16 protein-coding genes and 1 riboswitch are annotated in these 20,561 nt (G+C 36.2%); of the genes, 2 read left to right on the top strand and 14 right to left on the bottom strand.

The window, feature by feature from the left end:
* Positions 1-7 precede the first annotated feature (7 nt).
* The 3 genes from G634_RS0112410 to G634_RS0112400 all read right to left on the bottom strand — a co-directional run bounded on the left by G634_RS0112410 (position 8) and on the right by G634_RS0112400 (position 3,181).
* The gene (locus tag G634_RS0112410) at positions 8-463 is read right to left on the bottom strand and encodes an ACT domain-containing protein (protein WP_026505556.1); all 456 of its coding nucleotides are present in this window, start codon (positions 461-463) and stop codon (positions 8-10) included.
* 549 nt (positions 464-1,012) lie between these two features.
* The gene (gene dapF / locus G634_RS0112405) at positions 1,013-1,918 is read right to left on the bottom strand and encodes a diaminopimelate epimerase (protein ID WP_026505555.1); all 906 of its coding nucleotides are present in this window, start codon (positions 1,916-1,918) and stop codon (positions 1,013-1,015) included.
* 21 nt (positions 1,919-1,939) lie between these two features.
* Positions 1,940-3,181: an LL-diaminopimelate aminotransferase gene (locus G634_RS0112400; RefSeq protein ID WP_026505554.1), complete on the bottom strand. Its 1,242-nt coding sequence runs from the start codon at positions 3,179-3,181 to the stop codon at positions 1,940-1,942.
* 271 nt (positions 3,182-3,452) lie between these two features.
* On the opposite strand from G634_RS0112400, the gene G634_RS0112395 reads away from it, so the two are divergent.
* Complete coding sequence (locus G634_RS0112395) at positions 3,453-5,066, top strand: CTP synthase (protein WP_026505553.1); 1,614 nt, start codon at positions 3,453-3,455, stop codon at positions 5,064-5,066.
* 109 nt (positions 5,067-5,175) lie between these two features.
* Here G634_RS0112395 and hslO read toward each other — a convergent pair whose 3' ends face one another.
* From hslO to thiC, 6 genes are all read right to left on the bottom strand, one after another.
* Positions 5,176-6,081: an Hsp33 family molecular chaperone HslO gene (hslO, locus tag G634_RS0112390; protein ID WP_026505552.1), complete on the bottom strand. Its 906-nt coding sequence runs from the start codon at positions 6,079-6,081 to the stop codon at positions 5,176-5,178.
* A gap of 79 nt (positions 6,082-6,160) precedes the next feature.
* Positions 6,161-6,991: a class I SAM-dependent DNA methyltransferase gene (locus G634_RS0112385; protein ID WP_026505551.1), complete on the bottom strand. Its 831-nt coding sequence runs from the start codon at positions 6,989-6,991 to the stop codon at positions 6,161-6,163.
* Positions 6,992-7,177: 186 nt separating this feature from the next.
* Positions 7,178-7,657: a COG2426 family protein gene (locus G634_RS0112380; RefSeq protein WP_035799971.1), complete on the bottom strand. Its 480-nt coding sequence runs from the start codon at positions 7,655-7,657 to the stop codon at positions 7,178-7,180.
* A 31-nt stretch (positions 7,658-7,688) separates the two neighbouring features.
* Positions 7,689-8,750 (bottom strand): histidinol-phosphate transaminase, encoded by a 1,062-nt coding sequence (gene hisC / locus G634_RS0112375; protein WP_026505549.1) that lies wholly within the window; start codon positions 8,748-8,750, stop codon positions 7,689-7,691.
* 69 nt (positions 8,751-8,819) lie between these two features.
* Positions 8,820-9,854: a glycosyltransferase family 2 protein gene (locus G634_RS19115; protein ID WP_035799968.1), complete on the bottom strand. Its 1,035-nt coding sequence runs from the start codon at positions 9,852-9,854 to the stop codon at positions 8,820-8,822.
* 484 nt (positions 9,855-10,338) lie between these two features.
* Positions 10,339-11,658 carry a phosphomethylpyrimidine synthase ThiC gene (gene thiC, locus G634_RS0112365; protein WP_035799966.1) on the bottom strand — a complete coding sequence of 440 codons (1,320 nt, stop codon included), beginning with the start codon at positions 11,656-11,658 and terminating at the stop codon, positions 10,339-10,341.
* Positions 11,659-11,799: 141 nt separating this feature from the next.
* Positions 11,800-11,910: riboswitch (TPP riboswitch) on the bottom strand.
* Between the two features lie 167 nt (positions 11,911-12,077).
* On the opposite strand from thiC, the gene G634_RS19110 reads away from it, so the two are divergent.
* Positions 12,078-13,211 (top strand): hypothetical protein, encoded by a 1,134-nt coding sequence (locus G634_RS19110; RefSeq protein ID WP_051233943.1) that lies wholly within the window; start codon positions 12,078-12,080, stop codon positions 13,209-13,211.
* 253 nt (positions 13,212-13,464) lie between these two features.
* On the opposite strand, the gene prfB is transcribed toward G634_RS19110, so the two are convergent.
* The 5 genes from prfB to G634_RS0112335 all read right to left on the bottom strand — a co-directional run bounded on the left by prfB (position 13,465) and on the right by G634_RS0112335 (position 20,306).
* Complete coding sequence (gene prfB, locus G634_RS0112355; RefSeq protein WP_026505547.1) at positions 13,465-14,610, bottom strand: peptide chain release factor 2; 1,146 nt, start codon at positions 14,608-14,610, stop codon at positions 13,465-13,467.
* A 41-nt stretch (positions 14,611-14,651) separates the two neighbouring features.
* Positions 14,652-17,222 (bottom strand): preprotein translocase subunit SecA, encoded by a 2,571-nt coding sequence (secA, locus tag G634_RS0112350; RefSeq protein ID WP_026505546.1) that lies wholly within the window; start codon positions 17,220-17,222, stop codon positions 14,652-14,654.
* A gap of 382 nt (positions 17,223-17,604) precedes the next feature.
* Positions 17,605-18,672, bottom strand: coding sequence for a butyrate kinase (gene buk, locus G634_RS0112345; RefSeq protein ID WP_026505545.1), 1,068 nt, complete (start codon positions 18,670-18,672; stop codon positions 17,605-17,607).
* Between the two features lie 63 nt (positions 18,673-18,735).
* Complete coding sequence (ptb, locus tag G634_RS0112340) at positions 18,736-19,671, bottom strand: phosphate butyryltransferase (protein WP_330364824.1); 936 nt, start codon at positions 19,669-19,671, stop codon at positions 18,736-18,738.
* Between the two features lie 119 nt (positions 19,672-19,790).
* The gene (locus tag G634_RS0112335) at positions 19,791-20,306 is read right to left on the bottom strand and encodes an acyl-CoA thioesterase (protein WP_035799964.1); all 516 of its coding nucleotides are present in this window, start codon (positions 20,304-20,306) and stop codon (positions 19,791-19,793) included.
* Positions 20,307-20,561: the final 255 nt, after the last annotated feature.

Below are 20,561 nucleotides of genomic sequence, written 5' to 3'. Positions count from 1 at the left end.
TAAAAACTTATGAAATATTTATTCCTCTTCCACTTATCTGCACCTTGCGAACACCGTCTTTCTTCTCAATTGAAGCTGCCATCTCTTCAACGCTTCCAGCTCTGTCTAATACCTGAAGGCTTATAGAAAGAGTTGCTACTCCATCAATAGGAATCGACTGATGAATCGTAAGTATATTAGCCCCACTAGCTGCAATAATCGCTAAAACGTCCGACAATAACCCAGGTTCATCATTCATTTGAAAGGTTAGGGTATATGTATTTCCCTGTAAGCTATCGTGGAATTCATAGATATCGTCTTTATATTTGTAAAAAGAACTTCGGCTTATCTCTAGTTTCTCTACCGCCTCATTTACAGTACGAACTTTTCCTGATTCCAAAAGCTTCTTAGCTTCGACAACTTTAATTAATACTTCTGGAATTGCCTGTCTCCTGACAATATAATACCCAGTATATTCACCCATATCATCCCTCTGTCTTATTATTTGTGTATCCTACACGGACATTTGTTTGCTCATGAAAGATATTTTAGCACGATAAAGTAGTAAAGGCAACCGTAAAAAAATCATAAATTTTACATTTTTTTAAGGCTCAAGTCCGTTAATACTAACAAAAAAGAGCTATCTCCTCACGAGATAGCTCTAATCAGCAAAGTCCGAACCAGTTTGCAAGATGAATAAACATCCTCTATTTCGCATTTGTTATAACCTCACACAAAAAGTACTGCATATCCTTATGCATTTATATATATATAATTCATACCTCCCACAGTTACAACAAAAACTAGATAGCAAATCAGATTCCCCAATCCGCTGGCATACTGGTATTAAAAAGTAAACACAAATATAAAGACTATGAATTTTTTATAAAAGTGTCATTAAAAATGCACAAACAATAGCAAACGTTTTTGTGAAAAATGTATATAGCATATATTTTTACCGCATATTTGCTGTACATATGCGCAACAACACGTCACATAAAACGATTGAATTATTACTACCTTTTTAAAAAAATCATATTTCAATTTCACCTTCAAAAACTGTTGTCGCAGGTCCTGTCATGTAAACGAGATTTTCTTCTCTGTCCCATTTGCAGATAATATCTCCTCCGAGTACATGAACAGTAACCTCATCTTCTGTTTTGTTATTAAGAATGCAAGCAACTACGCTTGCACAACATCCTGTACCACAAGCAAGTGTTTCTCCCGTTCCGCGTTCCCATACTCTCATGTGAATGTTTTTTCTGTCATCTACATGTATGAATTCTGTATTGGTTCTTGCAGGAAAAACTACGTTATTTTCGAATTTTGGACCTGTTTTTTCAAGGTCGAAAGTTGAAAGTTCTTCACTATCTTCCAAAAAAACAACAGCATGAGGATTTCCCATCGATACACAGGTCATCTCATAGTTTCTGTTCTCAACCTCGATTTTCACACCTACTGCTGCCTTTGTATCTGTGATACCCTCTTTTTTTATAAAAGAGCTAATATCTGTAAGCTCTGTTTCTTCCAAATCTACAGGAACCTCTTTTACATCAAAAATCGGTGCACCCATGTTAACCTTTACAAGCTTTGTCTTTCCATTTTCAACAGTAAGGTCAAGGTAACGATTTCTGCCAAAGGAAGAAATTGCAAGGTTCTTTGTTTTATTAGTCATATGCTTATCGTATACAAATTTAGCAACACATCTGATACCATTTCCGCACATCTGCGCACGTGTTCCATCTGCATTGAACATTTCCATTTCAAAATCTGCATTGTCATCAGGATTTATGAAAATAACACCATCCGAGCCTATTCCAAAATGTCTATCAGAAAGAAATTTGACAATTTCAGGTTTCTTTTCATCCGGAATAATATTATTTTTTCCATCAACATAAACATAGTCATTTCCACAACCATGCATTTTAGTAAATTTTATTTTCATACTTTTACCCTTAAATTAAAGATTTTTAATTCGTTCCATAGCCCTTACTGAATTCTCATAGCTTCCGAATGCTGTCAGTCTGAAATAGTGTTCTCCACTTGGGCCAAAGCCTGATCCTGGTGTTCCAACAACATTTGCCTTATCAAGAAGCAGGTCAAAGAATTCCCAACTAGTCATATTATCAGGTGTTCTAAGCCATACATATGGAGAGTTCTTTCCACCATATACTTCATAACCAGCATCTTTTAAACCATTATAAAGGAAGGTTGCATTCTTCATATAAGTACTAACCTGTTCCTTAATCTGCTCTTCTCCCTCTTTTGAGTACACAGCTTCTCCAGCTCTCTGAACAATGTACGGTGCACCATTATATTTTGTACCATGACGCCTGCTCCAAAGGCTATGAAGTTCAACATCTTTTTTACCCATAATTTCTTTATGGCACTTAAGATCATGTGGGATAATTGTTGCACCAAGACGAAGACCTGTAAATCCAGCATTTTTAGAAAAAGATCTAAGCTCAATAGCACATGTTCTTGCACCTTCACATTCATATATACTATGAGGAATTTCAGGATCAGAAATGTAGCTTTCATAAGCAGCATCAAAAATAATAACAGCGCCTACTTTATTAGCATAATCAACCCATTCCTGAAGTTGGGATTTTTTAAGAACTTCGCCCGTTGGATTATTAGGGAAGCAAAGATAAATAAGCTCTGGTGTATGTTCCTCATCTGGAATTTGAGGTGCAAATCCATTTTCTGCAAGGCATGGCATATATATAACATTTGACCATGTCTGTGTATTTTCGTCATAATCCCCAGTTCTTCCTGCCATAACATTAGAATCTACATATACTGGATAAACAGGATCACATACTGCTATTTTAGAATCTCTTCCAAATATTTCCTGAATATTGGCTGAATCAGATTTTGCTCCATCAGAAATAAATACTTCATCTGCCTTGATATCACAGCCTCGTTTCTGATAATCATTCTCTGCCATTTTAGTTCTAAGAAATTCATAACCAAGATCAGGAGCATATCCTCTAAATGTAGCCGCATCTCCCATTTCATCTACAGCCTCATGAAGGGCCTTGATTACAGCCGGGCAAAGAGGCTGTGTAACATCTCCAATTCCAAGTCTTATAATATCCGCCTGCGGATGATTTTTCTGATATTCTGCAACTTTTCTTGCGATATTTGTAAAAAGATAACTTCCTGGTAATTTTAAATAATTTTCATTTAAAGTAAACATTCCATTCTCCTTATAGCATTTATTGTAAATGGCGCACAAAATAAAGGGTATATTCTTTGAGCATTATAGCATTAAATGCCGATACATAAGATATACCTATTATTTCATGCGCCATTGCACTTTCTACTTTAACGTATCACATCAAAAAAATGATGTCAAATATATTTTTTTCCTTGACATTAATGGCTTCGAGTCTGATAATATCTCTGTTAATTTGAACATAAATAATGGCGTAAACTGTGCTGCGCTTCGGCGCAAAGGAGGTCAAAAAATGGCAGTTAAATATGTATTTGTAACCGGCGGTGTTGTTTCGGGACTCGGCAAAGGTATCACAGCCGCCTCTTTGGGACGTTTGTTAAAGGCACGCGGATATAAGGTTACTATGCAGAAATTCGATCCTTATCTTAATATCGATCCTGGCACCATGAACCCGATCCAGCACGGCGAAGTCTTTGTAACCGATGATGGTACTGAAACTGACCTTGACCTTGGACACTATGAGCGTTTCATTGACGAAAGCCTTGATAAGAATTCAAACGTTACAACCGGTAAAGTTTACTGGTCCATTCTTCAGAAGGAACGTCGCGGAGATTTCGGCGGTCATACTGTACAGGTAATTCCTCATATTACTAATGAGATTAAGAGTCGTTTCTATCGTAATAACACTGATGACGATATGCACATTGCTATTATCGAAGTTGGTGGAACAGTCGGTGATATCGAATCGCAGCCATTCCTTGAAGCGATTCGTCAGTTCCAGCATGAAGTTGGTCCTAACAATTCCATGCTTATTTTGGTATCTCTTCTTCCATATCTTAGAGTATCTCAGGAACTAAAGACAAAGCCGACTCAGATGGCAGTTAAAACTATGCAGGGCATGGGTCTTCAGCCTGATGTTGTAGTATGCAGAAGCGAAGTTGAATTTGATGATGATCTCAAAGATAAGATTTCTCTTTTCTGTAATGTTCCATCATCAAATGTTATCAAAAACCTTGATCTTCATTCTCTCTATGAGGCACCTCTTGCAATGGAGAAAGAACATCTTGCAGAAATCGCATGTAAGTGTCTGAATCTTCCTTGCACAGATCCAGACCTTACAGATTGGAAAGAAATGGTAAACACACTCTATTCTCTTGAGAATAAAGTAAGTGTTGCACTTGTTGGAAAATATACTCAGCTTCACGATGCTTATATAAGTGTAGTAGAATCACTTAAGCATGGCGGTATTTCCAATAAGGCCGATGTTAAAATCAAGTGGGTTGATTCAGAAACTTTGACAGATGAGAACGTTTCTGAAGTACTTGGTGATGTAGATGGTATTATTGTTCCTGGAGGATTCGGCGATAGAGGTATCCCTGGAATGATCAGTGCTATTCGATATGCTAGAGAAAATAATGTCCCATTCCTTGGACTTTGTCTTGGTATGCAGCTCTCTATAATCGAATTTGCAAGAAATGTAGTTGGATATCGTGATGCAAACTCCATTGAGTTTGATCCAGATACACAGCATCCAGTTATTGCATTCCTTCCTGATCATGATGACAAGGATAATCTTGGCGGAACACTTCGTCTTGGCTCATATCCATGTATACTTCAGAAAGAATCACTTGTTGCTAAACTGTATGGAAGTGAAGAAATTCATGAGCGTCATCGTCACAGATATGAAGTAAATAACGATTTCCGTCCAATTCTCACTCAGAAAGGACTTCGCTTATGTGGTCTTTCACCAGATAACCGAATCGTTGAGATGATTGAAAATCCTAACAATGATTTCTTTGTTGCTACACAGGCTCATCCAGAATTCAAGTCACGTCCAAACCGTCCACATCCACTGTTTGCAGGATTTATCGGAGCTTCTGTTAAGCACAAAAAAGATCGTGGATAATCATCGCACATACGTTTAACGGGCGCTTATATTTCGCACGCTTTGCGTGATTAACCAGATCACAGCTTATAAAAAATACAGCAGACTAGTGAAATAGTCTGCTGTATTTTTATGAGTGAGAAGTAACATTAGCTGCCTTTTCTCTTATCTTCTTTACTTCATCAATTGTAAAATTATATGTCTTTCCGCAAAACTGACACTTAGTCTCAATAGTTTTTCCATCTTCAATAATGCTGTCAAGTTCTTGGACTCCAATAAGCTGAAGACCTCTTGCAGTGCGGTCTTTACTGCAATCACAATGCCAATTAACTCCCATCGTGCCATTCCACTTAATATCAAATCCATGAAGAAGAATTTCAAGCATTTCTTCTGGTGTCTTACCAGCTTTAAGTACATCTGTGACAGAGGAAAAACTTTTAATATTCTTTTCAAGCTGATCAATCGTCTCTTCTTTAGCAAAAGGAAGCAGCTGGATAATAAAACCTCCCGCCTCTTTAACGCTCTCATCTGGATTAATCAATACTCCAAGACCTACTGATGAAGGTGTCTGTTCTGATTTAGCATAATAATATGTAATATCTTCTGCAATTTCTCCTGTATACAATGGTACCTGACCAACATATGGCTCTTTTAAACCCATATCTCTTATTACTGTCAGATTACCATTACCTACGGCACCACCTACATTAAGATGACCACTTGCATTATTCTCAAGATAAACTTTATTGTTTTTTACATAGCCTTTGACATTGCCCTTTGCATCAGCTGTAGCCAAAAGCATTACAGCTGGACCATCTCCTTCGATTTTTACAGTAAGAACATCACCATCATTATCCATCATGCATCCCATCATGAGCGTTGCGCTCATAAGTCTTCCGAGTGCAGCAGTCATAATAGGACTTGTCTCATGACTCTTTCTTGCTTCTTCGACTAAATTTCTACTAGTAATTGCAAAAGCACGAATCTGATCAGATGCTGCTGTTGCTCTTACCATATAATCCTTATATTCTGACATATTACTCCAATCTTTACTATTCTACTAACTATTAATGTGCACCATAGATTTCCGATACATGCAAATTTACGGCGCAAAGTCACACATCCATTTGCATATTAGAATCCGTATCTTTTCTGGCTATAATATAGATTCTCTCACTAGACTCATCCGCATCATTGTGAGTATCAGCATCTATCGCCTTTAAGAATGCCAGCCCTGACTCTTCAAGCATTGACAACATTTCTTCAAGAGTGTAACCTCTCTGATAATGTGTTTCAAAAAATCTTCTGTATGAATCTCCTTCTTCTTGAACAAAAATAGTCAAGTCATACTCATTTATATTAGTCTCTTCATCAAAAAAATTATCCCATATAAACGCACAATCTTCCCTGTCCTCAGCGATAGTGGTATCTCCTATTACATCACGATACTTATGCACTGTATTGAAATCAAAAATAAAAATACCGTCCGGAAAAAGATAATTATTAACCAGCTTCATCATTTTAACGATATCTTCTCTGTCAGTCAAATAATTTACACTATCACAAACACTCACAAATGTGCCCGCGGTTCCGAATAATTCAAAATCTCTCATATCCTGTTCAAGATAAAATGCCGGAATACTATCTTTCTCTTTCTTTTGCATTGCGATATTCAGCATTGAAGAAGAATTATCAATTCCAATCATATCATAACCAAGTTTGGACATTTCTGCAGTAAAGTTTCCTGTTCCGCAACCAAGTTCCACTACAAGATTCTTTTCCTGCAAAAGATTATCTCCTAAATTCTCGTTGCTTAAAGCTTTTAAACACGGTTTGGAAATTCCATATTCATCTATTAGCTCATGAATAAAAGCTGCCCATTCACCATACGGAGTTTCATCCATAAAAGTATCATAGACAAGCGCAAAGTCGGTATAAGACTCCATCAAATCACCATCCTGTAAATAGTTTTGTTCTATCAATATACAAGTCCAATGTCTAAATAAATCCAATGAAAAATCAGTATGATAGAACATTTATTAATAAAAAATCCGTTATTATTCTATCATATTGTTTCTATGAAGCAAAATATGATAGGACAATAACGGATCAAATATTTTAATCAAAAATGCTTATCCTGCTATTCCAAACAATGCGCCAAATCCCAAAAAACTGATTGTGCCCATAATAACACCTGCAAGGCATACACCAAGCATAACTGCAACAATACTGTGTTTAAAATCCATATCCAAAATACTTGCAGCAAGTGTTCCCGTCCATGCACCTGTTCCAGGAATTGGAATTCCAACAAAAAGAAGAAGAGCAATAAAAAGGCCATTTCCAGCTTTTGCCTGAAGAGCCTGTCCACCTTTTTCTCCTTTTTTCAAACAAAAGGTAAAAAACTTACCAATTACAGGTTTGTTTGCTCCCCACTCTAAAACCTTACGCGCAAAAAGAAAAATAAAAGGCACTGGAAGCATATTACCAATCATCGCTATAATGAATGATTGTACAATAGGAAGCTGATACCACTGCGAATATGGAAGAGCTCCTCTAAGTTCTACAAGAGGCACCATGGAAATAAAAAATACCATTATATACTTCTTTAACATAATAAAAAATCTCCTTGTTTTTATATCTAAGTTACAAGCGCTCTTGTAAATATTTTTTCAAAAAATCCATGAAAATATCCATCTGTTTATCTGTTCCTATTGTAATTCTCAAATAATCATCAATCCTAGGAGCATTGAAGTATCGGACAAATATTCCCTGTTTTTTCAAAGCGTCAAATAATTCTACTGCAGGAACTTCAGGATGCCTTGCAAAAATAAAATTACTCATCGAATCAGGAAATGTGAATCCAAGATTTTTCAAATCCTTCTTTACACGTTCGCGCGTACTTATGATTTTACCACAAGTTTCCTGAAAGTAAACTACATTTTCTAACGAAGCTACACCAAATTCCAAAGATGTTCTATTCATAGTATATGAATTAAAAGAAAATTTGGCATCCTGAAGATATTTGATAAGTTTCTTACTTCCAAAAGCATAACCAATTCTCATTCCAGCCATTGCTCTTGATTTTGAAAAAGTCTGCACTACCAAAAGGTTATCATACTTATCTATTAGACTTGCTGCACTTATGCCTCCAAAGTCAATGTAAGCTTCGTCGACAATCACAACACTGTCCTTATTCTTTTTTATTATTTCTTCAACCATTGATAAATCCATAAATAACCCTGTAGGTGCATTAGGATTAGGAAAAATAACTCCGCCATTTTCTTCAAAATAATCTTCTATGGTTATTTCAAAGTCATCATTAAGAGGTACTTTCTTATAAGGGATTTTGAACAACTCTGCCCATACATCGTAAAAAGAATATGTTATATCAGGAAACAGAATAGGTTTATTAGAGTTAAAGAAAGTCAAAAAAGCCATTGCTAAAACATCATCCGAACCAACGCCTACAAATATCTTTTCCGGAGCTATATTGTAATAACTACTAAGAGCATTTACAAGTACTGAAGCTGACGGATCCGGATAAAGTCTAAGTGATTCATAAGAAAACTTTTCTAGCTTCTCTTTAATTTCCGGTGCAGGAGGATAAGGACACTCATTTGTATTAAGCTTAATAATATTCTCAATCTTTGGCTGCTCTCCCGGTGTATATGGTATAACTTTTTTGATATTCTCTTCCCAACTCATATATATCTCCGTTCTGTAAATAATATCAATATGCTTTATTGTAGTAGCATGTTAAAGCATATCATATTTTCATTCCGTTTTCCACTCCTTTGCCTTTTGTTTATAAAAAAAAGCATTTTCTTCATCTCCAAGATTCTCAAAACAATTGCCAAGTCCTAAAAAAGCTCTTTTACCCGATGAAAAAATATCTAAAACAGCACTCTGCGAAAAAGCCGCATTGTAATACCACAATGAAGCCTCTTTTGCATCTTCATGTTCTAAATAATAATCTCCAAGTTCACAACATATCTCGCTGGACATTCCAATTGCTGAATCTTTTAACGCATATTTCATAAACAATGCTATGTTATCTGTAATACGATAGAATTTACAAAGTATTATACTTGCTTTTTGAATATCATTAGAATCAGTATTCTCATCTTCTGTTACACTTGTAAGATAACTCACACTCTTCTCCAAATCCTCCTTTCTTCCAGCCATATATAGTTCTCTGGTATAAAAGTCCAAAAGTCTTGAAGAAAGCTTTTTACCTTTTTCTGTATAATTTTCAAAAGCAGCGAAATCGCGACTACTATGGTCTCCTTCCGGCTTATGTATTATCTCTATGTCACTATCAAATATTACCGGATTTAAACGAACCTGCTCATGAATAGGTTCTTCCCAGATAAAACTTCTGATTCTTTTATATAATTTAGGACGAAGTTCTTTATCAAAATTATAAACACTCTTAGAACTTAATTGTCCACAATAGTACATCTGAACAATATCTACCGGAAGATCATCCGTAGGATTTAACTCTAAAACACTTTTTAGTGCCTGGAACTTTAAGTAGTTTTCTTTATCAATTACCTCATCTGCATCCGCTGAATAAATGTAATCACAGGTTGCTTTGGAAAAAGCAAAATTTCTTGCAGCAGAAAAATCATTTATCCAATCAAAATCATAGATTTTTGCTCCATACTTCAATGCTATTTCTTTGGTCCTGTCAACAGATCCTGTATCGACAATAATAATTTCCTCAAATAACCCCTTTAATGATTCTAAGCACCTTCCAAGAACCTTCTCTTCATTCTTAACAATCATACACAAACTGATAGTAACCATTTTTCACTCCTTTTTCGCAGCAAAACTGTTTTCGTGTTGGAATTAGGACAAATTTATCTTCATAGCATTTTTCATTCTTATTTATATACTACACTCTATTACGTTATTCTGCATGACTTCTTGCTGAGATTTAGGATAATCATCAGCAAGAAGTCATAGATTTTTGTCACTGCGTTCCAAAAACTACGCAAACTGGCCATTTGAAAAGGCTTCGCCTTGGACCAGTTTGCCGCTTGACTTTTGTTCTCACGAAAACTCGCAGTAAATGCGAGTTTCTGAATATAAGTGACAAGACGTCATACTTTATTGTTAAAATATAGTTTGTTTTTGATGTTTGTATATTTCGTTGCATACACGCTTTGGCTTGATTATAAATGTAATGGCACATAAGGGTCTAAAATACACCCCCTATGTGCCAACGTTAATAAACAGTTCTGCTCATTAAGTATTATAAACCATCAAAAATAATCTATCAGATTAATCCTCAAAGTATATCTATCATTTCATTTGCAAGTGCCTTATTCATACTTCTTACTGCACAAAACTTTCCACACATACTGCAAGTATCGCTATGATCATCTTCTGGCGCTCTACTATCTCTAATAGATTTAGCCCTTTCTTTATCAAGGCAGCACTCATACTGCTTATCCCAATCAAGTTTTCGTCTCGCCTCTGCCATTTTATTATCAGCATCCATAGCACCTGGAATATGTTTTGCTATATCCGCAGCATGGGCTGCAATTTTGCTCGCGATAATCCCCTCTCTGACATCCTCAAGATTTGGAAGAGCTAAATGCTCAGCTGGAGTTACATAGCACAAAAAAGCTGCTCCGCTTGCTGCCGCTATAGCTCCTCCGATAGCTGCTGTTATATGGTCATATCCTGCGCCTATATCTGTTACCAAAGGTCCCAATACATAGAATGGTGCTCCATGACATATTGTCTGCTGAATTTTCATATTGGCTGCTATCTGATCCATAGGAACATGTCCAGGTCCTTCAATCATTACCTGTACATCCTTTTCCCATGCTCTTTTAGTAAGTTCTCCAAGTCTAAGTAGTTCTTCAATCTGACAACCATCAGTTGCGTCCTTTAGACATCCCGGTCTACATGCATCTCCAAGAGAAATAGTTACGTCATATTCTCTGCATATATCCAAAATTTCATCGTAGTATTCATAAAAAGGATTTTCATTTCCTGTCATACTCATCCATGCAAAAATCAGACTTCCGCCGCGACTAACAATATTCATGGTTCTATCGCCATTTTTTATCTGCTCAATTGTCTTTCTTGTTATCCCGCAGTGAAGTGTTTCGAAATCCACACCATCTTCTGCATGTAATCTTACCACTTCAATAAAATCTCTTGCAGTAAGTGTTGCCAAATCTCTTTGATAATGAATCACAGCGTCATAAACAGGCACAGTTCCTATCATAGCTGGACATTCGCTACACAACTTTTTTCTGAAAGGTCTAGTATTACCATGACTTGACAAATCCATAATTGCTTCTGCGCCAAGATCTACTGCAGACATAACCTTCTGCATTTCTATATCATAATCCTTGCAATCTCTGCTAATTCCAAGATTGCAGTTAATCTTAGTTTTAAGCATTGAACCTATTCCATTAGGATCTATAGACTTATGATTCTTATTTGCAGGAATAACCACTTTTCCTTCAGCCACTAACTGCCTTATTTCTTCTACGCTTCGTTGCTCTTTTTTTGCAACTATCTCCATTTCACGAGTTATAATATTTTTTCGTGCTGCTTCCATCTGTGTGGAATAATTTCTGTTCTTTTCCATATTTTCCTCCACTATAAAAATAAAAAAGCAATGCCCACTTCAGACATTGCCACCATAAAAATGTATCTCGCACGAAGTAATTTTGTCATTACACCATACTAACAAAACAAAAATTTTCCAGCACAAAAATGTTGGAAAACGCACGAAAAAAACATGCATCCCTACGTTGGCATTATCCAAATCAGGTTTTATAGGGTCGTGCTCATGCACCTCTCAGCCAATATGTTTATATTAGCTCCCCTTGCTCTTTATTCAGTTTAATATGTTAATTCTAAATATTTGCACTTCTATTATTTTACTTATATATTCTGATAATTGCAAGCATTTTATAAAATTGATAGAATGATATAGTTATAAAAATTTTCCTCATATAAATGGTAGGAAACGTTTTGCTGGCAGTGTAATGAAAGGTTTTATTTATGAAAAAAATTTATAAACTCAATAAAATTTTTAATTTATTAATATCTTTATTCATTTGTATTAGTTTTTTCTGTGGATGCTCAGTAAATAAGTCCAATAAAACAAATAATTCTGATAATAGTATACAAAATAAATCATCTACCGTTTCACTTGGTATTTCAGAAAAAAATACCGCTTCTTCTTGTACTACTATTCTAAATATCCCTGCGACCACTGTTCCGAGTTCTTCCAAAACGTTAAAAAACAATCCTTATCCAACATTAAGTGTTCCAACTGATGTTACCAAAATTGGTGATACATTTTTCATCGTAGATTGTTATCATTCGCAGATTATATACAATAATGATTTATCTGCTCCATTAACCGAGTGGAAAGTTCTTACAGATGAAGAAAGTTCCGGATACAAAATGGGTCATACAATTGTTGGAGACAATAAAGGTTTATTCATGGCTGATGATACAGAGAATAATAGAGTACTTGTTTTTGAAAAAAATAAAGACGGATATATCTACTCATATTTTTTTGAAAACATTGGAAATAAGCCTCACTTTATGCGATACGACAAACAAAATGATATTTTTTACTGTTGGAGTTCATATTCCGGAGAATTATTCTATTTCAAAAAAAATAGTGACAATAAAGTTATTCTAGAAAAAAAACATAGATTTGCAGAGGAAGCTCAAACCTATGTTCGATCTTTTACTATTGAGGATAATAAAATATATTTTGTATCAGGACTTGCCTCATCTCCAGATAATAAATATCCTGCTGCCATCCGATGCTATAGCCTTGATGATTATCACCTTATAAAAGAGTACCAAGTTCCAGACAAGATTTCTGGTATGGTCCAATTGGAACATATAAAAGATTACTATTACATTACTGTTTCCACAGATATTGCCGGAAATCAAGATTTTGCTACAATCATCAGAACCACATCACTCGATTTATTATCAACTGAACAGTATGAGGATTTATATTCACAATATTTTGTTGGAGGTGGAACTCCATACTATATAGGCCATATAGAAAATGATTATTATCTTACAGAACATCGCCTTCCTGCTCATTCGATATGGAAATTTGATATCGACAATAATAGTAAAATAATAAATACCAATACTATTTACTAAAATTTATAAAAAGATAGTTTATTCCTGAAAAAATCACCTTGCACCCGCATAGCGGTTGGTTAATATTTCGCACGCTTTGCACACTTAACCGTGTCACACGCCATAAAAAAAGTGTTACTTTTATTTCCTTTACGAAGATAAAAGTAACACTTTTTAATCGACTATTATTCAACTCCTTTTAATAACGAATTACATACTAATACTCTGTTTATAAATCTTCGTTATTAGATTTGACGTCACGCTTCTATAAGGCTTATTCCTCTCCTGTTTCATCACCTACAGGCTGTCCACCATTAGCAAGCCACTTAAGGTATGCATTAATAAACTGATCAAGATCTCCATCAAGAACACCATCAGCATTTGATGACTTCTCGCCTGTTCTTGTATCATTTACCATCGTATATGGCTGAAGTACATAGGAACGAATCTGGCTACCCCATGCATTATCTTTAACTTCGCCTCGAATACCTGCCAGCTTTGCTTCCTGCTCTTCAACTTTGAGCATGTAAAGTTTTGCTTTGAGCATCTGCATAGCCTTATCCTTGTTCTGGAACTGTGAACGCTCATTCTGACAAGTTACAACAATTCCCGTAGGAATATGTGTAATACGAATAGCTGAAGATGTCTTATTAATATGCTGTCCACCTGCACCACTTGAACGATATGTATCAACACGAATATCTTCAGTTCGAACTTCAACATCAAGGTTATCTTCAATATCCGGCATTACATCATTTGATACGAAAGATGTCTGACGCTTACCCTGAGCATTGAAAGGACTGATACGAACAAGACGATGTACACCTTTCTCAGACTTAAGATAACCATAAGCATTTACACCATTTATCTGGAAAGTAACTGACTTAATTCCGGCTTCATCACCATCAAGTAAGTCAAGAACTTCAACAGTAAATCCATGACGTTCTGCCCATCTTGTATACATACGATAAAGAATAGAACACCAATCACAACTTTCAGTACCACCTGCACCAGCAGATAACTTTAAAATAGCATTGTAACGGTCATATGGTCCATTAAGCAAATTAGCAATACGAATATCTTCTAGAGTTTGCTCGAAATCATTAAGATCTGCACGAATCTCTGCAGCCATCTCATCATCATCAACGCCCTCTTCATTAGTCATATCAATCATGTCAATGATATCACCATACTGCTTATTAAGAGTCGCCATTTTTTCAACAAGATCCTGTAAAGTCTTAAGCTCTTTTGTCTTCTTATTAGCTTTATCCGCATCATCCCAAAATGTTGGCTCTTCCATTTCACGATTAAGCTCTTCGATTCTCTTCTGTTTGCCTTCCAAATCAAGAGATCCAGTAACTTCATCAAGAGTTGGCTTGAGATTCTGAATCTCTACTTTCATATTATCAAGTACTACCATTTTTAAATAAAACCTTTCTATTAAAACAAATAGAACTAAAATTAAATTCCGCCTCTTAATCCATGGCAGTTTTTAAATTTCTTTCCACTTCCACATGGACATAAATCATTTGGGCGAATCTTTTCAACAGCTTTTACAGGAGTTTTCTTAACAGAATCATCTTTATTAGTTCCTGTAACCTTGGCAACCTGTTCACGTTCAACTTTTTCTTCAACATGGACATTAAAAAGAAGCCTAACAGTGTCTTCCTTGATTGAATCCATCATAGCATTGAACATATCATAACCAGCCATCTTGTATTCAACCTTCGGATCACGCTGTCCATAAGCCTGAAGTCCTATTCCCTGACGAAGCTGATCCATATCATCGATGTGATCCATCCACTTACGATCAATAACCTTGAGAAGAATAACACGCTCAATTTCTCTTATTGTTTCAGGTTCAGGGAACTCAGTTTCTTTCTCTTCGTAAAGAGCTACTGCCTCTTCCTTCAGCTGCTGCTTAAGACCTTCTTTAGTCTTCTTTGCTATTCTTCCTCTGCTTACTGGCTTTATAGGTACGATTGGAAGAAGAAGTTCATTTAATTCTTTAATATCCCAATCATCAGAATTAGCAGTTTCTCCTACAACTGTATCTACACTTTCCTCAACAATATCTGTAATCATCTTATAGATATTATCTCGGAGATTTTCTCCATCAAGAACACGTCTACGCTCTTTGTAAATAATCTCACGCTGTTCATTATTTACTGCATCAAACTCAAGAAGATTCTTACGTGTACTAAAGTTATTCTCCTCTATCTTCTTCTGTGCAGATTCAATGGCCTTACTAAGAGCCTTATGCTCGATTTCCTGACCCTCAGGTATTCTAAGAGTATTGAATAAACCAATAAGTCTCTCAGAACCGAACAGTCTCATAAGATCATCTTCAAGTGAAATGTAGAATTTAGACTCACCTGGATCACCCTGACGACCTGCACGACCACGAAGCTGATTGTCAATTCGTCTGCTTTCATGACGTTCTGTACCTATAATCTTAAGACCACCTGCTTTTCGAGCCTCTTCATCAAGCTTAATATCTGTACCACGACCAGCCATATTAGTAGCAATAGTTACGGCACCATGCTTACCGGCTTCAGCAACAATCTGAGCTTCCTGCTCATGATTTTTTGCATTAAGTACATTATGAGAAATACCCTCTTTAGAAAGCATGCTAGAAATAAGTTCTGATATTTCAATTGTAATAGTACCTACAAGAACAGGTTGTCCTTTAGCATGAGCTGCTTTTGTAGCTTCTACTACTGCCTTGTATTTCTCTTTCTTTGTTTTATAAACAGCATCTTGCAAATCTTTACGAATAACTGGCTCGTTAGTTGGAATTTCGACAACATCAAGACCGTAGATATCACGGAACTCCTGTTCTTCTGTAAGAGCTGTACCTGTCATACCACACTTTTTCTCAAACTTATTAAAGAAGTTCTGGAATGTAATAGTTGCAAGTGTCTTGGACTCTCTCTTAACCTTAACATGCTCTTTAGCTTCTATAGCCTGATGAAGACCATCACTATAACGACGTCCAGGCATTACACGACCTGTAAACTCGTCTACGATAAGAACTTCATCATCTTTGACTATGTAATCATGGTCTCTATGCATGAGATTATTTGCTCTAAGGGCAAGAATAATATTATGCTGAATCTCAAGATTCTCAGGATCCGCAAGATTTTCTATATGGAAATATCTTTCAACCTTAGAAACACCCTGTGCTGTAAGATTAACAAGCTTATCCTTCTCATTAACAATAAAGTCACCTGTTTCTTCCTGCTCAATTCCCATAAGTGCATCCATCTTAGAGAACTCTGCCTGATCTTCACCTCTTGTCATCTGCTTTGCAAGCATATCGCAAGCTTCATAAAGCTTTGTAGACTTGTCACTCTGACCAGAAATAATAAGAGGAGTTCTCGCCTCATCAATAAGAATAGAGTCAATCTCATCAATAATCGCAAAATTAAGACCACGAAGAACGCATTGTTCTTTGTAAATTGCCATATTATCACGAAGATAATCAAATCCAAGTTCGTTGTTAGTAACGTAAGTAATATCACAATTATAAGCATCGCGACGCTCATCAGAATTCATGCTGTTAAGAACAACACCAACGCTAAGACCAAGAAATTCATGAATCTTACCCATCCACTCAGCATCACGCTTTGCAAGATAATCATTTACTGTTACTACATGGCAACCTTTGCCTTCAAGTGCATTTAGGTAAGAAGGAAGTGTAGCAACTAAAGTCTTACCTTCACCTGTTCTCATCTCCGCAATACGTCCCTGGTGAAGAATAACACCACCAATAAGCTGTACCCTGAAGTGTTCCATTCCAAGAACTCTCTTACCAGCTTCTCGAACTACTGCATAAGCTTCAGGAAGAATATCATCCGGTGTTTCTCCGTCAGCAAGACGTTTCTTGAATTCATCAGTCTTACTACGAAGCTCTGCATCAGTAAGACCATGCATAGTCTCACGGTATGATTCAATCTTATCCACTATCGGGCGAATTCTTTTCAATTCTCTTTCAGAATGTGTACCAATAATCTTATCAATTAAATTCATCTTTTCTCCAAACTTCGAAACAGATAACTTCTTCCTGTTCCGTCCCCATTAGTCTTAATTTCGCAATTTTCTCTATTAAAAGATTGATAAATTCTCATTTCTATGCACTTAAAAATCTCGCAAAAGAAAATTACAGTCTGATTCGTATTATAACAAATAAATCAAGCATATTCAAGCTTGAATCAAGCACTACCCCCAAAGACATTACAGCCTGTTAAAAATAAATAACCAAAAAGACTACCCTGCCTTTAAATGACAGGATAGCCTTCATATTCCGTACTCTTTATAACTACAAATAAATATATAGCCAGAGACTTTTTATCCGCATAGCAGGACTCCTTACTGATAATTATGCAAAATCTCAACAAGAAGTTAAAAACGATTAATACTCTTTAACAGCCTCTTCACCATTCATAACACGAAGAGCACCCTGAGCAAGTGCAAGAAGTTCATCTTCACCGGCATATACTGTTACTGGTGCAATCCATTCTACACGCTCTGTAATTGCATCAGTTACATTCTTACCATAAGCAATTCCTCCAGTAAGAATAATCTGATCAACCTTTCCTTTAAGAACAGTTGCACAAGCTCCAATATTTTTGCAAATCTGGTAAATAAATGCTTCTCGAATAAGCTTAGCCTTTTCATTTCCTTCATCACACATCTTGTTAACTTCGCGCATATCATTTGTTCCAAGATAAGCGTTGAATCCACCGCCTCCAACAATCTTCTTCTTCATTTCTTCATAAGAGAATTTTCCAGAGAAGCACAGATTAACAAGGGCAAGGGCAGGAAGACCATTTGCTCTTTCAGGAGAGAATGCTCCATCACCATTAAGTGCAGCAAATACATCAATCATTCTACCATTATGATGAACGCCACAAGATGTACCACCACCCATATGTACAACGATAACGTCTACATCTTCATACTTCTTACCAACAGATTTAGCATACTTTCTAGCCATAGCCTTCTGATTAAGAGGATGGTCAATAGATACACGTTCAATCTCTGGTACACCAGAAATACGTGCAACAGGCTCAAGTTCATCAACTACTACAGGGTCAACAATGTAAGAAGGAACTCCAATGCTGTCACCAATTTCTCTTGCAAGAATTCCGCCAAGATTGGAAGCATGCTCACCTTGTACCGGATGAATCAAATCATTTAAAAGTGCATCTGTAACTGCATATGTTCCACCTGGAATAGACTTAAGCAAACCACCACGACCAACGCATACGTTAAGAGAAGAAATCTCAATATTTTCCTCCTTAAGAGCATCGATAACCATCTGCTTACGAAAATCTTTCTGTGAATAAATATTTGGATACTGCTCAATTTCCTCTGTAGAATGACGCAGTGTCTTATCTAAAATCTGCTTCTCATCATCAAAAACACCAATCTTAGTAGATGTAGAACCTGGATTAATAATCAGACTTCTGATTGCCATTGTTTTTCTCCTTATCCAATTAATTGATTTAAAAGAAATCTATGTACCTAAAAATACATTTAATTAAAGGTCACCCTTTTTCATATCTTCTGCAACGATTGCTGCAAGCGCAATAGAATTAAGCTTAACATCAACACTATCACTTCTGGATGTGAGAATAACAGGAGCCTTTGTACCTGTAAGAATATTACCATTCTTAACGCCCTTTGCCATGCGTACAATTGTCTTATAAACAAGGTTACCTGCATGAATGTCTGGGAAAAGGAGAATATCAGCATCTCCAACAATCTTACGTTTCTCTGCACCAGGTTTAAACTGAGCAGCTTCTGGATCAATAGCAAGATCCATTGAAAGTGGTCCATCAACGATGCAGTTCTTAATCTCTCCAGCTTCATTAGCCTTTGTAAGCTCATCAGCTTCTACTGTTACAGGCATCTTAGGATTTACAACTTCAACTGCTGCAAGAGGTGCAACCTTAGGCATATCAACACCACAAGCTCTTGCAACATTTACAGTATATTCAATAATAACCTTTTTATCATCAAGTGTCGGATATGGCATAAATGCAACATCAGTAAGGAAAAGCAAACGATCGATTCCTGGGATTTCAAATACGCATACATGAGAAAGAGGGCGTCCTGTACGAAGTCCTACTTCCTTGTTCAAAACGCTCTTAAGAAATGTCTTAGAATCAAGAGAACCCTTCATGTAAATATCAGCTTTTCCTTCATGTACGAGGGATACAGCCTTTGTTGCAGCTTCCTGCATATCTTTCACATCAACAACTTCATATTCGGAAAGATCCATATGAATGCTGTCAGCAACTTCTTTGATCTTATCTGCATCACCAACTAAAATAGCATCAACAATGCCTTTCTTATGTGCCAGCTCAACTGCCTCTAAAACATGTTCATCCTGAGCATAAGCAACTGACAGTTTCTTCTTACCAACTGTCTTAAGCTTTGCAAGAATATCATCAAAACTCTTACTCATTTTTATCCGAATCTCCTTTCAATAAATACCTTTTTGGTATAAATTATCGCATTTGTTAAAATAATAACACACGCACAGTCAAAATTCAACTGCATGAAACATACAGGTGAACATTAGTTTTAATTTTAGAATCCTTCACGTCTTCTTTTTCTTCTCATTTCAATTCGCTTTAACGCTCCCAGCCACTCTGCCTTTTGACCCTCCGATTCTATACTTAATCCATAAGGAACTGTTATAGGATTACCTTCAGAATCAACACATACTTCTGTTAAATATGCTCTATTAATAACATGTCGCAAACCAGTTGCTCTGTCTTCAACATATGTATCTGCCCGAACTTCCATAGATGTTCTTCCTACATAAGTCATATATGCTTCTATAACTACAACATCACCCAAAAAAGCGCCTTTTTTAAACTGAAGATTATCAACTGCTGCTGTAGTAACCACATGTGTACAATGTCTTGTTGCTACTATTCCTGCCGCTTCATCTATCATTTCCATAAGTCTTCCGCCAAAAAGCCTGCCATAACCATTAATATCTTCATGCATTAGAACTTTATATCTAACAACTTTAGAATCCTCAACGGTCTTTACACCAAGTTCTCGCTTATACTTATCAGTAATATCAATTTCTTCCATTTACAACTTTTCTGCTACTATAAACATATACAAATGTGTATATGCAAGATGATTCGCCATAATCTCACGATGTATGGTTACTGCTTCAACGTGTATGCTTTGGCGATTGCAAGCAATACGCTACTCACAAGTTCTTGTACACTCCACAGTCGTAAATTCCCGACTTAGCCATCGGTACATATCTATATCGCCTTGAATATGGCTTTATATAGATTTCATCTTAATAGCTTTTCCTTTCTTAATATTATTATTATT

Origin of the sequence: Butyrivibrio sp. NC3005, from assembly GCF_000424545.1 — a bacterium.
Lineage (GTDB): Bacteria > Bacillota > Clostridia > Lachnospirales > Lachnospiraceae > Butyrivibrio.
Note: the sequence above shows the minus strand (reverse complement) of the source record. Positions and strands in the feature narration are given on the sequence as shown.

Bases quoted from the DNA above. Each gene is read 5' to 3' on its own strand.
- G634_RS0112410 (WP_026505556.1), bottom strand. From the start codon at position 463: ATGGGTGAATATACTGGGTATTATATTGTCAGGAGACAGGCAATTCCA.
- G634_RS0112400 (WP_026505554.1), bottom strand. From the start codon at position 3,181: ATGTTTACTTTAAATGAAAATTATTTAAAATTACCAGGAAGTTATCTT.
- G634_RS0112395 (WP_026505553.1), top strand. From the start codon at position 3,453: ATGGCAGTTAAATATGTATTTGTAACCGGCGGTGTTGTTTCGGGACTC.
- hslO (WP_026505552.1), bottom strand. From the start codon at position 6,081: ATGTCAGAATATAAGGATTATATGGTAAGAGCAACAGCAGCATCTGAT.
- G634_RS0112385 (WP_026505551.1), bottom strand. From the start codon at position 6,991: ATGGAGTCTTATACCGACTTTGCGCTTGTCTATGATACTTTTATGGAT.
- G634_RS0112380 (WP_035799971.1), bottom strand. From the start codon at position 7,657: ATGTTAAAGAAGTATATAATGGTATTTTTTATTTCCATGGTGCCTCTT.
- hisC (WP_026505549.1), bottom strand. From the start codon at position 8,750: ATGAGTTGGGAAGAGAATATCAAAAAAGTTATACCATATACACCGGGA.
- G634_RS19115 (WP_035799968.1), bottom strand. From the start codon at position 9,854: ATGGTTACTATCAGTTTGTGTATGATTGTTAAGAATGAAGAGAAGGTT.
- thiC (WP_035799966.1), bottom strand. From the start codon at position 11,658: ATGGAAAAGAACAGAAATTATTCCACACAGATGGAAGCAGCACGAAAA.
- G634_RS19110 (WP_051233943.1), top strand. From the start codon at position 12,078: ATGAAAAAAATTTATAAACTCAATAAAATTTTTAATTTATTAATATCT.
- prfB (WP_026505547.1), bottom strand. From the start codon at position 14,610: ATGGTAGTACTTGATAATATGAAAGTAGAGATTCAGAATCTCAAGCCA.
- secA (WP_026505546.1), bottom strand. From the start codon at position 17,222: ATGAATTTAATTGATAAGATTATTGGTACACATTCTGAAAGAGAATTG.
- buk (WP_026505545.1), bottom strand. From the start codon at position 18,672: ATGGCAATCAGAAGTCTGATTATTAATCCAGGTTCTACATCTACTAAG.
- G634_RS0112335 (WP_035799964.1), bottom strand. From the start codon at position 20,306: ATGGAAGAAATTGATATTACTGATAAGTATAAGCGAGAACTTGGTGTA.